This is a genomic window from Novosphingobium sp. PASSN1 (assembly GCF_002278815.1).
The window spans coordinates 401,740-416,121 of the sequence record NZ_NKIS01000003.1 but is presented as its reverse complement, the minus strand read 5'-3'; the positions used below and the strand labels follow the sequence as shown (position 1 = coordinate 416,121).

The window sequence follows — 14,382 nt, the reverse complement described above, 5'->3', positions numbered from 1 at the left end:
GCGGGCATTGGCCATGTCGGAGTGTTTCCGGACATGTCCGGCGGCGTGATTTGCGACAGGGCGAGGCAAGCGCAGGACCGGCATCGGGCCTGCGATCAAGAGAGCACGCCCTTTGCCGCCATGCTGCGGGCATGGATGAGGAAGAATACGAGCGCGGACCAGACCGTGAGGGCGAGTCCGACCGGCGCGGCCATCGGCGGGTGGAGCCAGAACGCCTGGGTGAGCTGGCTGACCGCGAGGCCGAGGAGCGACAGCGCAAAAGCGAGCACCGCGCGGCGCGAGCGGGCGAGCAGCAGGAGCGAGCCGACCAGCGAGCCCCAGACGCCCAGCGCCCAGAAGCCGGTGAGCCAGACAGGCAGCTGCGCCATATAGGCCACGCTGGCATCATCCATGCCCATGCTGGCAAAGTAGCTCTGCGGCGATAGCTGCGACATCAGGTAATCATAGCAGCCCAGCAGGTTCCACAGCAGGCCGAGCACCGCGATGATCCAGAACGATGCGGGCGCTTGCGATCTTGCGTTCAGCGGCATGGGGCCATCTCCCGTCTCCAGCGCGCAAGTCTACGCCGGAGCGGGGGAGCTGGCAATCAGTCGTCCTGATCGGTCCATGTCCAGACCAGCGCCTCGCGGAAGGCGAAGCGATCGATGTGGCGCTCGACCGCCCCTTTCAGGCCGTCGCGCTGGCCGGGCTCGCTGGCGACGATGCGGCATTCGAGCACATCAGCCTGAGCAGTGAAGGTGACGAGCGCTTCCCCCGCCCACGCTGCGCCGCGCGCATCGCGGGGGAAAGTGACGGTGCCTTGCTGTGCGTCATAGGTGACGGCGAGGTTGTGTTCCCAGTGCTTGCACACCTGCTGGAGGTATTTGCTGGCGTGGGCGGTGGGGACTGCGGCGATGGCGATGCTGGTCATTGGCTGGCTCCGAGGCGTTCGATCTTGCGGACGGCTTCATCGAGGATATCGGCGATCTGGTGGGCGCTGGCCTCGTCCATGCCGCCGGAAGCCTTGTGGCGCAGCGCAATCATGAGGCCCGCCATGGCGCGGCGCAGCGGCGGGCTGCCGCTGCGGCCTTCGGCTTCGCTGCGGGCCTTGCCGAAATCGCCGAGTCGGGCGACGACAGCCTTGGCTTCCTCCAACCGGGGCGCGAGTTCGGCGCGGCCCGCGTCGGTTATGGTGAAGGCCTTGCGCGCGCCTTCGCCCGGCACTTCAGCGATCATGCCTTCATCAACCAGCAGCGCGAGCGTGGGGTAGACCACGCCGGGGCTGGGCGCATAGGCACCGGCGGCAAGTTCCTCTACCGCCTTGATCAGTTCGTAGCCGTGGCGGTCCTGCTCATCGAGGAGGAGCAGGAAGAGCAGGCGCAGTTCGCCGGGGGCAAACATGCGGCCGCCCCTTCCGCCGCCGCCGCGATGGCCGTGGCGGCCGCGACCGAAGCCGGGGCCTTCATCGTCCCAATCGCCATCCCCGAACCCGCCACCGAACCCTCCGGCGCCGAAACCGCCGCCTCTGGAACCCCAGCCGCCGCCGAAGCCGCGCGCCATCATCTTGAGGGCGAGGTGACGCCCGAGGCTGTGTTTGTGGCCATGGTCGTGGCCGTGTCTATCGAAACGCATTGCATATCCTTGATGTTTCATGATGGCTCTAAGATATATCTTTGAGCGCTCTTGACAAGGGGGTGGGTGGAAATTTGTGCGGGGGGGGCGTTCTTCCTGCGCTGCGCGGGGAAACGCGGGCCGCATAACGTGTGGGGTGACGGGGATGGCCTGCATTGGTATCGCCGCAGTCCGATGTCCGACCTTTTCGCCCCTGCCCCTGCCGAAACCCCGCGCGAGTCTGTCGGCCATGATGCGCCGCTGGCCGAGCGGCTGCGGCCCGCCAACCTTGGCGAAGTCGTCGGACAGGATCACCTGACCGGGCCGGACGGCGCGATCGGGCGGATGGTCGCGGCGGGCAAACTTTCCTCGATCATTCTGTGGGGGCCGCCGGGCACCGGCAAGACGACGATCGCGCGGCTGCTCGCCGATGCGGTGGGGCTGCGCTATGTGGCGATCAGCGCGGTGTTTTCAGGCGTGGCCGATCTCAAGAAGGCCTTTGCCGAGGCCGAGGCGATGGCGCAGATCGGGCGCAAGACGCTGCTGTTCGTGGACGAGATCCATCGCTTCAACCGCGCACAGCAGGACGGGTTCCTCCCCTTTGTGGAAAAAGGCACCGTCACGCTGGTCGGCGCGACCACCGAGAACCCGAGCTTTGCCCTGAACGCGGCGCTGCTGAGCCGGGCGCAAGTGCTGATCCTGCACCGGCTGGACGCGGACGCGATGGGATCGCTGCTGGCGCGCGCGGAGGAACTCACGGGCCTGCGCCTCCCGCTCACCCCGCCTGCGCGCGAGGCGCTGATTGCCTCGGCGGAGGGCGACGGGCGGTTCTTGCTGGGGCAGGCCGAGACATTGTTCGATGTCTCGCTGCCCGCGCCGCTCGGGCCGGAGGAACTGGCGAAATTCCTGATGCGGCGCGTGGCGGTCTACGACAAGGACCGCGACGGGCACTACAACCTGATTTCCGCGCTCCACAAGAGCTTGCGCGGATCAGACCCGCAGGCCGCGCTCTACTATATGGCGCGGATGCTGACGGCGGGGGAGGAGCCGCTCTACGTGCTGCGGCGGCTGGTGCGCTTTGCCAGCGAGGACATCGGCCTCGCCGATCCGCAGGCGCTGGTGCAATGCCTCGCGGCGAAGGATGCCTACCAGTTCCTCGGCTCGCCGGAAGGGGAAACGGCCATCGTGCAGGCGTGCCTCTATCTGGCCACCGCGCCCAAATCGAATGCGGCCTATGCGGCGCAGAAGGCGGCCTTCGCCAGCGCGCGCGAGACCGGATCGCTTGTCCCGCCCGCCAATATCCTCAACGCCCCGACCAAGCTGATGAAGGACATCGGCTACGGCGCAGGCTATGCCTATGACCACGAGGCCGAGGACGGATTTTCCGGCGCGGATTATTGGCCCGAGGAAATGCGTCCCCAGCAATTCTACAAGCCGGTGGAGCGCGGGTTCGAGCGTGAGATCGTGAAGCGGCTGGAGTGGTGGGACAAGAAGCGGCGCGAGCGGCGGGGGGAATGAAGCCCCAAATGTCGTCGGCGCGGTTCCGGCATTTCGCCGCCATCGACTGGTCCGGCGCTGCGGGAGAGCGGCACCGGGGGATTGCGCTGGCGATCTGCGGGGAAGGCGGCGGTGCGCCGCAACTGTTACGGCCGGGGCATCGCTGGTCGAGGCCTGAGGTTCTGGAATGGCTGCGGGATGCGCTGCCGGCCGATACGATTGTGGGGATGGACCTCGGCATCTCCCTTGCCTTTGCGGACAGGGGGGCGTTCTTTCCGGGCTGGGCCGAGAGCCCGCGTGATGCCAAGGCCTTGTGGGCGCTGATCGATGCGGTGTGCGAAAGCGAGCCGCACCTTTCGGTCGGCGCTTTCGTGGATCATCCCGAGGCAGCAAGGCATTTCCGGCGGCATGGCGGACGCGAGGGGGCGATGTTCGGCGCCAATGGACAAAAAGGGGGACGCGGGCGCTTTCGGGTGACCGAACTGGCGCAGCAGGCCATGGGCTGTACGCCTTATTCGAACTTCAATCTGGTCGGCGCGGCGCAAGTGGGCAAGTCGAGCCTTTCGGGGATGCGGGTGCTGCACCGATTGCAAGGGGCGCTGCCGGTGTGGCCCATCGATCCGCTGCCGGAAGCAGGCTCGGTGATCTGCGAGATCTACACCACGATTGCGGCGATGGCGGCGGGGCGCAGCGCGGGGCGTTCCAAGATCCGGGACGGTGCGGAACTGGACGCGGCGCTGGCGCGGCTGGGAAGCGCGCCGGTGGGGTTCAGGGGGGCCATGGACGACCACACTTGCGACGCGCTGGTGACCGCGGCATGGCTGCGCACCGTGGCGCATGATCCGGCGCTGTGGGTGCCTGCAGGGCTTACCGCAGAGATTGCCGCAACCGAAGGCTGGACCTTCGGGGCCACCTGACGCTATGGACGCTCCAGCGCCGGCTTAGCTCAGTTGGTAGAGCACCTGATTTGTAATCAGGGGGCCACGGGTTCGAATCCTGTAGCCGGCACCATTTGCAACCGCGCCAAGCATCGCGTTGCACTTTACGACAAAGCGCTAATCCCCGTATTTTCTTGCTTAGAGGCTCGCGTTGCTTCGCCAGAGGTCGCCTCCGCGAAGAGAAGCCCCGTGACCAGGCCTCCCGACGACGCCGGAAAAGTGGGCGTGCAAACCCGAGATTGCATGGATGCCGTGCTCGTCCATGGCCTGCCACCACAGGTCGTGACGTGGTTTGGAGGGGGTGGAGTTCCTTGAAAAACGGGGGATCCCAAACCAAAAAGGGCGGCCCCCAAAGGCCGCCCTCCCTGTCTTGTCCGAAAGACGAAGCGCTTACGCCGCTTCCTTCTTGCGCCCAGCCTTCTTGCGCTCGTGCGGATCGAGCAGGGCCTTGCGCAGGCGGATCGACTTCGGCGTAACTTCGACCATTTCGTCGTCGTCGATATAGGCGATGGCCTGTTCCAGCGTCATGATCTTCGGCGGGGTCAGGCGGATGGCGTCGTCCTTGCCGGTCGAACGGAAGTTCGTCAGCTGCTTCGACTTCATCGGGTTGACTTCAAGATCGTCGGGCTTGGCGTTTTCGCCGATCACCATGCCTTCATAGAGCGGAGTGCCCACGCCGACGAACAGGATGCCGCGCTCTTCCAGCGGGCCCAGCGCATAGGCATTGGCTTCGCCCGCGCCGTTGGAGATCAGCACGCCGTTCTTCCGGCCCTCGATCTTGCCCTTATAGGGGCCATACTTTTCGAACAGCCGGTTCATGATGCCGGTGCCGCGCGTGTCCGAAAGGAACTCGCCGTGATAGCCGATAAGGCCGCGCGAAGGGGCGGAGAAGGTGATGCGCGTCTTGCCGCCGCCCGAAGGGCGCATGTCGGTCATCTCGCCCTTGCGGGTCGCCATCTTCTCCACGACCGTGCCCGCAAACTCATCGTCCACGTCGATCACGACCGTTTCATACGGCTCGGTGCGCTGGCCGTTCTCGTCTTCGCCATAGAGCACGCGCGGGCGGCTGATGCCGAGCTCGAAGCCTTCGCGGCGCATCGTCTCGATCAGCACGCCCAACTGCAATTCGCCGCGGCCCGCCACTTCGAAGCTGTCCTTGTCGGCGCTCTCGGTCACCTTGATCGCCACGTTGGATTCGGCCTCGCGCGCCAAGCGGTCGCGGATCATGCGGCTCGTCACCTTGGTGCCCTCGCGGCCCGCCATCGGCGAATCGTTCACTGCAAAGCGCATCGACAGCGTCGGCGGATCGATCGGCTGTGCGTGCAGCGGCTCGGTCACCGAAGGATCGCAGATCGTGTTGGAAACGGTCGCGGTGGTCAGCCCCGCGATCGAGATGATGTCGCCCGCCACGGCTTCGTCGGTCGGCACGCGTTCCAGCCCGCGGAACGACATGATCTTGGACGCACGGCCCGTTTCGACGATCTTGCCATCGTTATCGAGCGCATGGATCGCCTGGTTGGTTTTGACCGAGCCCGAGAACACGAGGCCCGTCAGGATGCGGCCCAGGAAGTTGTCGCGGTCGAGCAGCGTCACGAGGAACTTGAAGGGACCATCGGGATCGGCCGAAGGCGCGGGCACGTGATCGACGATCTTCTGGAACAGCGGGGTGAGCGTGCCTTCGCGCGCCAGCGGATCATCGCTGGCATAGCCATTGCGGCCCGAGGCATAGAGCACCGGGAATTCGAGCTGCTCGTCGTTGGCCTCAAGGCTCACGAACAGGTCGAACACTTCGTCGAGCACTTCCTGCGTGCGCTCGTCCTGGCGGTCGATCTTGTTGACGACGACGATGGGCTTCAGGCCCAGCGCCAGTGCCTTGCCGGTCACGAACTTGGTCTGCGGCATCGCGCCTTCCGAGCTGTCCACCAGCAGGATCACGCCGTCGACCATCGAGAGGATGCGCTCCACTTCGCCGCCGAAGTCGGCGTGGCCCGGCGTATCGACGATGTTGATGCGCGTGCCTTCCCATTCGACCGAGGTGCACTTGGCCAGAATGGTGATCCCGCGCTCCTTTTCGAGGTCGTTCGAATCCATCGCGCGCTCTTCCACGCGCTGGTTGTCGCGGAACGTGCCGGACTGGCGGAACAGCTGGTCAACCAGTGTGGTCTTGCCATGGTCGACGTGCGCGATGATCGCGATATTGCGCTGGGAATTGGACATGAAAACGCTTTCGATAAAAATCTCGGGTTCGGCGCGCACCGCAGGCAGCACACCGTGCCCAGCGTTCCGGCCGGGACATGGGCGCGCGCTTACCTGTAATTGTGCGCTGCGGCAAGGGCGCGTGGAGGGCAGGCCTTGCTCCGAACGTGGATTCATGGCCTAACTAGGCGTCAAGTGCCACAGGAACAATGTCCGCGATGGAAACGCTGCTCTCGGCGCAGAAGCGCTATACTTCGTTTTCTGGCCGGGCCGGGCAGGGCGAGATCATCGCGATTGCCTTTTTGACACTGTTCGTTGAATTCGCGTTTTTACTAGCCCTTGGTGCGGGCCGTGTGCCAATACCGCACCGCCCCGGCTCTTATATCCGCTTGATAGGAGGCACGGGGCCGGCGGCGGCCCTGCTAACCCTTGGCATCTACATTCCGCTTTTCGCGACTATGGCACGGCGCCTCCACGATCAAGGCAGGACTGCGTGGTTTGCATTTGCTTTGCCGATCGCCTTTCTCGCGCTCGACATGCTCACCCCGCTTACACTTTACCTGAGTGTTATCGGAATCATGGGTGGCCCCGGCCTGCTCGGCCCTAACCGCTATGGCCCTGATCCCCGGGAAAAATCTATCCGCAGCGCTGCCAGCTGACCTTCAAGGACCACCTGCGATGAACTGGATGCTCCTGCCCTACCGGCGCTATGCCGAGTTCTCCGGCCGCTCGCGCCGCCGCGAATACTGGATGTTCGCGCTGTTCTATGTGCTCGTGTTCGTCGTGCTCAACGCCCTGTTCGGCACCAACGAGGTCACCCGCACCTCGACGAACTTCGGCACCGGCTTCAGCTATGGCAGCCGCCTCGTCGGCGGGGGCGGGCTGATCGGCGGCCTGTTCGCGCTTGCCAGCCTCATCCCCGCGCTGGCCGTTTCGGTGCGCCGCCTGCACGATCAGGATCGCTCCGGCTGGATGCTCCTGCTCGGCCTCATCCCGTTCTTCGGCGGCTTCGTGCTGTTGGTGTTCATGTGCCTCGAAGGCACGCGCGGGGCGAACCAATATGGCCCCGATCCCAAGGACCCGGGTAGCGCGGAGGTGTTCCGCTAAACACAACCAAAGCCCCCCTCCCGGTGGGGTGGGGTTGGGGGAGGGGGTTCGGCCCCTCCGGGAAGCGCCGCATACCCCCACCCAGCCTCCCCCGAGCGGGGGAAGGGGCAGGTCGCGCTTTTAAAGCGCCCGCAGCGCCTCAGCCGGGCGCGTGCGCAGCACCGATAGCGATCCCGCCACCGCCAGCACCATCACCAGCCCCACGCCGCCCGCCAGCACGGCAAACACGCGCGCCCAATCCGGCGCCCAGTCGAACTCGAACAACTGCACGATCACCAGCCACGCCGTCCCCCCGCCCAGCGCCAGCGCCACCAGCGCCAGCACCGCGCAGAGCAGCGCATATTCCGCCGCCAGCAGCGCCAGCAATTGCGCCCGGCTCGCCCCCAGCACGCGCAGGATCACGCTGTCATACTGCCGCGCCGCTCGTGCCGCCGCGATGGCGCCCGCCAGCACGGCAAGCCCCGCCAGCACCGCCACGCTGGCGGCGGCAAAGATCGCGGTGCCCACTTGCCCCAGCAGCGCACGCGCGTGGCCCAGCACCAGCCCCACCTCGATCACCGAGCTTTCCGGCAAGGCCTTCACCAGCCCCGAGAGGATCGCACGGCGCACAATTTCGCGCTTTTCAGGCGCGGCAAGGGTAATCGTCGCGGCAAAAGTATGCGGCGCGTCTTCCAGCGCGTTGGGGCTGAACACCAGCGCATAGTTGAACCCGAACGAGGACCAGTCGATCCGCCGCAGCGAAGCGACCCGCGCCTCGCGCTCGGTGCCGAGCAGGCTGATCCGCACCTTGTCGCCTACGTTCAGCCCGATGGCCTTCGCCTGATCGGCATCGACCGAAACCAGCGGTTCGCCCGCATAATCCTTGGGCCACCAGCGCCCTTCGGTCAGGACGTTCCCCTGCGGAATGTCCGCAGAATACGTCAGCCCCCGGTCGCCGCGCAGCATCCACGAAGCCTCGGGAATATCCTTCAGCGTCCCCACTTCGGTCATCGCCGCGTCCGGCCCGAAGGCCAGAATCGAACCGCGCATCGAAGGCACCATGCGCACCGCCGCGCCGGGCGCTTCGCGCCGCACGAGCGCGCGGAACGTGTCCTGCCTGGCGCCTTTGGGCACATCGAGCACGAAGTAATCCGGCGCCCGTTCCGGCACGCGCTGCGCGATGTTCGCGTCGATGCTGGTCTGCACCGCGGCCAGCATCACGAACGCCGCCAGCGCAAAGCCCAGCGCCACCACCAGCGCCGAAGTCTGCGCGCCGGGTCGGTGCAGATTGCCCAGCGCCATGCGCAGCAAGGGCCGGGCAGGGCGGGGCAGCCGCGCCGCGCCCCACGAAAGCCCGCGCCCGATGAGCGCCAGCACCGCAAACACCGCCGCCGCGCCGCCAAGGAATCCCGCCGCCAGCAGCGGCTGCGGCGATGTGAGCACGGCAAGGCCCGCAATCCCGCTCAGCCCCAGTCCCACCGGGAGCACCCACAGCGGCAAGCGCCAGCCTTGGCCCAAAGGCGCGACCCGCGCCCGCAGCAAGGCCATCGCCGGCACCCGCCGCGCCTCCAGTAAAGGCGGCGCGGCAAACGTCAGCGCGATCAGCAGGCCATAAGCGCCCGCCACTGCCAGCGCGCCCGCATCCACAGTAAACCCGGGCGGAATCGGCAGCAAACCCTCCAGCGCGCGCGCCAGCAGCGGCGTGATCCCCACGCCCAGCAGCAAGCCCAGTGCAATTGCCGCCGCTGCCGCCGCCGCGATCTGCAGCAGGAAAATCCGCACGATATCGCCCGACTGCGCGCCGAGAATCTTCAGCGTCGCAATGCTCGCCCGCCGCATCTCCAGATAGGAGGATACCCCCCCCGCAATCCCGATGCCCGCAATCCCCAGCGCCGCCAGCGCCACCAGCACCAGAAACTGCCCCATGCGCGAAACGAACCGGTCCAGCCCCGGCGAGGCCTTGTCGCGCGTGCGCACCTGAAACCCGCTATTGGCAAACCGCGTCTTGAAATCCTCCGCAAGCGCCGCCGGATCAGCCTCGGCGCGCAGCCGCAGCCGGTACTTCCACCGCGCCATCGAGCCGACCTGCACCAGCCCCGAAGCCTTCAGCGCTTCCTCGCTGACGATCACCGTCGGCCCCAGCGCAAAGCCTTCGGAAAGGCGGTCCGGCTCACCCGCGATCACGCCGCCGATGACCAGTTCGGCCTGCCCGATCTTCAGCCGGTCGCCCGCCTTCACCCCCAGCCGGTCGCCCACGCCGGGATCGATCCACGCGGTCATCCCCTGCGGCGCACCTGCGTTTCGCCCGCCTTCCACGGTGAACGCGCCATAAAGCGGCCAGCGCGCATCGACGGCCTTCAACTCCACCGGCACCGCATCGTCGGCGCTTTCGGCGCGCCGGGCCATGGCTTGCAACCGCACGCCTTGGGAAACCGTGCCCAGCGTCCGCATCGCCGCCAGTTCATTCGCCGCCGCTTCGCGCCCCGCCAGCGTCAGTTCCAGATCGCCGCCCAGCATGGATTGCCCGCGCGCCGCCAGTTCGCGCCCTATCCCGCCCGTCAGCGTGCCGATGGCCGAAAGCGCCGCCGTCCCCAGCACGAGGCACACGATCAGCAGCCTGAGGCCGCGAAACCGCCAGTCCAGCCCCCGCCGCGCCAATCGCCACGCAAGCGCCCAGCGGCTCACGCCGCGCCGTCCGCGATGATCCGTCCATCCTCCAGCCGCACGATCCGCCCGCAGCGCGCGGCCAGCGCCTCGTCATGCGTCACCATCAGCAAAGTCGCGCCCACGTCTGCTACCTGCGCAAACAGCAGCTCTGCCACTGCCTTGCCATTGGCGTGGTCCAGATTGCCGGTCGGCTCATCGGCAAAGACCAGCGCGGGCCTGGGTGCGAGCGCGCGGGCAATTGCCACGCGCTGTTGCTCCCCGCCCGAAAGCTGCGCCGGATAATGCCCCAGCCGGTGCCCGAGGCCGACCGCCTCCAGCGCCGTCCGTGCGCGCGGCCCCGCCTCGCGCATTCCCGCCAGCTCCAGCGGTGTTGCTACGTTTTCCAGCGCCGTCATCGTCGGCAGCAAGTGGAACGCCTGCAGCACCACCCCGATCCGCCCGCGCCGCGCTGCCGCCAGCGCATCTTCGGAAAGGCCCATGAAGTCCTGTCCGGCCACGCTGAGCGAACCGCCGCCCGCGCGCTCCAGCCCCGCCAGCACCGCCAGCAGCGAGCTCTTGCCCGAACCCGAAGGCCCCAGCAGCGCCACCGTCTCGCCGGGCATCACCCGCAGGCTCACCCCGCGCAGCACGTCCACCCGCGCCTCGCCCTCGCCAAGGCTGAGCGTGATATTCTGGGCGTCGATGACGGGCGAACCGGGGGAAGGACTTGTCACCCGCCAACATTGGCATAGATCAGTTGCACCAAGCAACCTGCCTGCCCTTCTTGCCTCTTGGGGATTCCCATGCGCCGTCTTCTGCCGCTGATCGCTCTCGCTCTTGCCGCCTGCTCGCAAAGCGCGCCCACACCGGAGGCCCCCAAGCCTCAGGCCAGCGCTTCGGCCGCCATCTCCGCACCCCCGGTTCCTGATGGGGCCCCGGTCATCCTCGCGTTCGGAGACAGCCTCTACGCCGGATACCGCCTCGCGCCGGGGCAGGGCTATCCGCCCCGCCTCGAAGCGGCGCTGAACGCCAGCGGCGTGAAGGCGCGCGTGGTCAATGCCGGGGTCTCGGGCGATACCACTGCCGCTGCCCGCGCGCGCCTCGCGTTCACGCTGGATAACCAGAAAGTGAAGCCCACCCTCGTCATGGTCGGCCTTGGCGGGAATGACATGCTGCGCGGCCTACCGCCTGCCGAAACTCGCGCCAACCTCGATGCCATCCTCACCGAACTGGAAAAGCGGCAGGTCCCCGCGATGCTGACGGGGATGCTCGCCGCGCCCAACATGGGGCAGGACTACGTCAGCGCTTTCAACCCGATCTACCCCGCGCTCGCGGCGAAACACAAAGCGCCGCTGATCCCCTTCTTCCTCCAGAGCGTGATCGGCAACGAGGCGCTGATGCTCGATGATCACATCCACCCCAATCCGCAAGGCGTGGACAAGATTGTCGCCGCCACGAAGGAAGAGGTCGCCAAGGCGCTCAAGGCGGCCATGGCCCCCTGATCCGACCGGGCCATCCCCACACCCCATTCCGGTCCAACCCTCTTGCAACCCACTCAAATCCATGGCTCATTCCCCCCGGGTCGGTGCGCGCCCGCGCGCCTCAAGGGGGGAAACTGCACATGGAATGGATGCTCATGCCCTATCGGCGCTATGCCGATTTCTCGGGCCGCTCGTGCCGCCGTGAATACTGGATGTTCACGCTGCTCTCGGTGCTGGTTGCGTTCGGCGCTGTCGCGCTGATGCTGGCGGGCGGATTGGGTACGGCCGAAGGCGATCAGAATCCCAGCATCCTGTTCTGGATCGGCGCTGCGCTCATCGTGATCTGGGTGCTCGGCTCGATCATCCCCTCCATCGCGGTGCAGGTCCGCCGCTTCCACGATCAGGACCGCTCCGGCTGGATGATCCTGCTGGGCTTCATCCCTTATGTCGGCGGGATCATCGTGTTCGTGTTCATGTGCCTCTCCGGCACGCGCGGCCCGAACCGCTATGGCGCCGATCCGCTCGATCCGTCCAACGTCGATATCTTCAATTAGGGCCAGCAACCTGCCTGTTGTCCCCCCTCTCATAGAGGAGGGGTTGGGGGAGGGGGGGCGGCCTCTCCGGCAAGCGCCGCGCACCCCCACCCAGCCTCCCCCGAACGGGGGAGGGGCAGGCTAAGTCCCGGCCACTGCCCCATCGGCCACGCGCCACACCGCCGCGTCCGCGCCCAGCGGCTCGAACGGGGCAAGCTCCGTCCCCGTCATCCACACTTGCGCGCCTGCCTCGCCCAGCCGCTCGTAAAGCGCCGCGCGCCGCAGTGGATCGAGGTGCGCGGCGATCTCATCCAGCAGCAGGACTTGCGGCCGCGCGCCTTTGGTCAGCGCCGCATGGGCGAGCACGATCGAAATCAGCATCGCCTTCTGCTCCCCGGTCGAACAATCGGCCGCCGGGGCCTGTTTCGCCGCGAGAACCACGCCCAGATCATCGCGGTGCGGCCCGATCAAGGTCCGCCCCGCCGCGCGGTCGCGCCGCCGCCCCTCGCGCAAAGCGCCGCGCAGCGCGTCCGCGTTCACCGGTCCCCCGGCAAGGTACGCCAGCGCGGGCCGCGCAAACGGCGCTTCGGGCAAACCGCCCAGCGCGGTTGAAAGCCCCGCCACCAGCTCCGCCCGCGCCCGCGCCAGTTCCGCGCCTGCCTCGGCCAGACCGGCCTCGATCCCGTCGAGCCACAGCGGATCCGGCTCGCCCGGCCCTTCCAGCAGCCGGTTCCGCTCGCGCAGCGCCGTCTCATAGCGGCTCGCCGTCCGCGCGTGCCCCGGCTCCACCGCCAGTACCAGCCGATCCAGAAACCGCCGCCGCGCCGATGCCCCTTCGGCAAACAGGCGGTCCATCGCGGGTGTCAGCCAGGTGATCGAAAGCCATTCGCCCAGCCGCGTTGCCGGGCCATCGGCGCCATTGATGCGCACCATGCGCCGCCCCGGCGCGGCGGGCGAGGTAGAGGTGGCCAGCGCCACGGCGCCCGCTTCCAGTTCCGCCGCCACGGCAAAGCTGCCATCCCCTCCGCGCCCCGCCATCTCGGCGGCCTGCGCGCGCCTGAGGCCGCGCCCCGGCGAAAGCAGCGAAATCGCCTCCAGCACATTGGTCTTGCCCGCGCCGTTCTCGCCGATCAGCACGTTGAAGGCAGACGTGCCCTCCAGCCGTGTCGCGGCATGGTTGCGAAAATCGCGCAAGGTCAGGCGGGTCAGCGGCATGGCTGGACCACTAGGCGTTGTCGCCCCGTTCCATCAACCCATGCTTCTTCAGGCAGTGGCGCAGCTGGTCATAGGTCAGCCCCAGCGCCTTCGCCGTCTGTCGCTGGTTATAGCGGTTGCGCCCCAGATGATGTTCCAGGATCGCCCGCTCATGCGCATCGACCGCGCCGCGCAGATCGCTGACGCCATCGAGATCGCTGGAAGTGGGCGCGGGGGCAGGGCGCTCCCCAGCCAAGCCTGCTCCCGCTGCCTTCGCCGGAGTCGCCATCAGCGCGGCCGGCCGCCACGGGCTTTCAAACGGATCGAACTGCACATGCCCGATGGCGCGCTCCGGATCATCCCAGCGATAGACCGCGCGCTCCACCACGTTGCGCAATTCGCGCACGTTGCCCGGCCAGGCATAGTCTTCCATCTGCTGCGACACATGCCCGGCAAAGCCCGGCCAGCTAGCCCAGCCCAGCTCCGCGGCCATGCGCCGCCCGTAATAGTCCGCCAGCACCGCAATATCCCCTTCGCGCACCCGCAGCGGTGGCAGGGTGATCACCTCGAAGCTCAACCGGTCGAGCAAGTCCGGGCGGAACCGCCCTTCCTCGGCCATGCGCGGCAGGTTCTCGTTGGTCGCCGCCACGATCCGCACATCGACCATGATCGGCTTGTTCGCGCCGATCCGCGCCACTTCGCCATATTCCACCGCGCGCAGCAGCCGCTCCTGCGCGCCCATCGAAAGCGTGCCCAGCTCATCGAGGAACAGCGTGCCGCCATGCGCTTCCTCGAACCGTCCGGCCCGCGCGCGCGTCGCGCCGGTAAACGCGCCCGCCTCGTGTCCGAACAATTCCGCCTCGATCAGCGTCTCGGGCAGGGCGGCGCAGTTCATCGTCACCAGCGGCTCTTGCCACCGCGTGGAGAGGCGGTGGAGGCGTTCGGCGATCAGTTCCTTGCCGGTCCCGCGCTCGCCGATCACCAGCACCGGGCGGCGCATCGGCGCAGCGCGGCTGGCGCGCTCCACCGCATCGAGAAACGCGCCCGATTGGCCGATGAACTGGACTTCGCGATCCATCCCGCACTCCCCTTGCGCGTCTTGTCCCAAGGTCTAGCAGATTTTCCCAAGCCTAGGCAATAATCCCCAAGTAGGCACTTCCGCGGATCGGCTGAAACCGGGCAATTTCGCCACTTTCGCGATTTGGCACGCCTCCTGCAAAG

The 14,382-nt window shown here is 67.3% G+C and carries 14 protein-coding genes and 1 tRNA gene; 7 read left to right on the top strand and 8 right to left on the bottom strand.

Annotated features, from left to right (window positions below):
* Nucleotides 1-95: 95 nt before the first annotated feature.
* From CFE35_RS07725 to CFE35_RS07715, 3 genes are read right to left on the bottom strand one after another with little or no spacing between them, the layout of a single operon-like run.
* Nucleotides 96-530 carry a hypothetical protein gene (locus CFE35_RS07725; protein ID WP_292929656.1) on the bottom strand — a complete coding sequence of 145 codons (435 nt, stop codon included), beginning with the start codon at nt 528-530 and terminating at the stop codon, nt 96-98.
* A gap of 56 nt (nt 531-586) precedes the next feature.
* The gene (locus CFE35_RS07720; RefSeq protein ID WP_292929654.1) at nt 587-910 is read right to left on the bottom strand and encodes a DUF2218 domain-containing protein; all 324 of its coding nucleotides are present in this window, start codon (nt 908-910) and stop codon (nt 587-589) included.
* Nucleotides 907-1,611 (bottom strand): PadR family transcriptional regulator, encoded by a 705-nt coding sequence (locus CFE35_RS07715; protein ID WP_292929652.1) that lies wholly within the window; start codon nt 1,609-1,611, stop codon nt 907-909. Before CFE35_RS07715 ends, CFE35_RS07720 begins: the two co-directional genes overlap by 4 nt.
* Before the next feature lie 174 nt (nt 1,612-1,785).
* On the opposite strand from CFE35_RS07715, the gene CFE35_RS07710 reads away from it, so the two are divergent.
* The 3 genes from CFE35_RS07710 to CFE35_RS07700 all read left to right on the top strand — a co-directional run bounded on the left by CFE35_RS07710 (nt 1,786) and on the right by CFE35_RS07700 (nt 4,098).
* On the top strand, nt 1,786-3,108 hold the full coding sequence (locus CFE35_RS07710) for a replication-associated recombination protein A (protein WP_292929650.1): 1,323 nt from the start codon (nt 1,786-1,788) through the stop codon (nt 3,106-3,108).
* An 8-nt stretch (nt 3,109-3,116) separates the two neighbouring features.
* Entirely contained in the window at nt 3,117-4,004 is an 888-nt protein-coding gene (locus tag CFE35_RS07705) for a hypothetical protein (RefSeq protein ID WP_292929899.1), read from the top strand.
* Between the two features lie 18 nt (nt 4,005-4,022).
* Nucleotides 4,023-4,098: transfer RNA gene (locus tag CFE35_RS07700), tRNA-Thr, on the top strand.
* Between the two features lie 317 nt (nt 4,099-4,415).
* Here the strand turns inward: CFE35_RS07700 and typA are convergent.
* Nucleotides 4,416-6,242 (bottom strand): translational GTPase TypA, encoded by a 1,827-nt coding sequence (gene typA, locus CFE35_RS07695; protein WP_292929648.1) that lies wholly within the window; start codon nt 6,240-6,242, stop codon nt 4,416-4,418.
* A gap of 197 nt (nt 6,243-6,439) precedes the next feature.
* Between typA and CFE35_RS07690 the strand changes: the two genes are divergently transcribed.
* Both CFE35_RS07690 and CFE35_RS07685 read left to right on the top strand, forming a co-directional pair.
* On the top strand, nt 6,440-6,880 hold the full coding sequence (locus CFE35_RS07690; RefSeq protein ID WP_292929646.1) for a DUF805 domain-containing protein: 441 nt from the start codon (nt 6,440-6,442) through the stop codon (nt 6,878-6,880).
* A gap of 19 nt (nt 6,881-6,899) precedes the next feature.
* Nucleotides 6,900-7,328, top strand: coding sequence for a DUF805 domain-containing protein (locus tag CFE35_RS07685; RefSeq protein WP_292929644.1), 429 nt, complete (start codon nt 6,900-6,902; stop codon nt 7,326-7,328).
* Nucleotides 7,329-7,448: 120 nt separating this feature from the next.
* On the opposite strand, the gene CFE35_RS07680 is transcribed toward CFE35_RS07685, so the two are convergent.
* Both CFE35_RS07680 and CFE35_RS07675 read right to left on the bottom strand, forming a co-directional pair.
* Entirely contained in the window at nt 7,449-9,992 is a 2,544-nt protein-coding gene (locus CFE35_RS07680) for an FtsX-like permease family protein (protein ID WP_292929642.1), read from the bottom strand.
* Nucleotides 9,989-10,687 carry an ATP-binding cassette domain-containing protein gene (locus CFE35_RS07675; protein WP_292929640.1) on the bottom strand — a complete coding sequence of 233 codons (699 nt, stop codon included), beginning with the start codon at nt 10,685-10,687 and terminating at the stop codon, nt 9,989-9,991. Before CFE35_RS07675 ends, CFE35_RS07680 begins: the two co-directional genes overlap by 4 nt.
* A gap of 69 nt (nt 10,688-10,756) precedes the next feature.
* Between CFE35_RS07675 and CFE35_RS07670 the strand changes: the two genes are divergently transcribed.
* A complete protein-coding gene (locus CFE35_RS07670) occupies nt 10,757-11,455 on the top strand; it encodes an arylesterase (RefSeq protein ID WP_292929638.1) in 699 nt (232 codons plus the stop codon).
* Between the two features lie 119 nt (nt 11,456-11,574).
* Nucleotides 11,575-11,988 carry a DUF805 domain-containing protein gene (locus CFE35_RS07665; protein ID WP_292929636.1) on the top strand — a complete coding sequence of 138 codons (414 nt, stop codon included), beginning with the start codon at nt 11,575-11,577 and terminating at the stop codon, nt 11,986-11,988.
* 120 nt (nt 11,989-12,108) lie between these two features.
* Here CFE35_RS07665 and recF read toward each other — a convergent pair whose 3' ends face one another.
* Together recF and pspF are read right to left on the bottom strand one after the other, a co-directional pair.
* Entirely contained in the window at nt 12,109-13,182 is a 1,074-nt protein-coding gene (gene recF / locus CFE35_RS07660; RefSeq protein ID WP_292929634.1) for a DNA replication/repair protein RecF, read from the bottom strand.
* 10 nt (nt 13,183-13,192) lie between these two features.
* Complete coding sequence (gene pspF, locus CFE35_RS07655; protein ID WP_292929632.1) at nt 13,193-14,239, bottom strand: phage shock protein operon transcriptional activator; 1,047 nt, start codon at nt 14,237-14,239, stop codon at nt 13,193-13,195.
* Between the last annotated feature and the right edge of the window lie 143 nt (nt 14,240-14,382).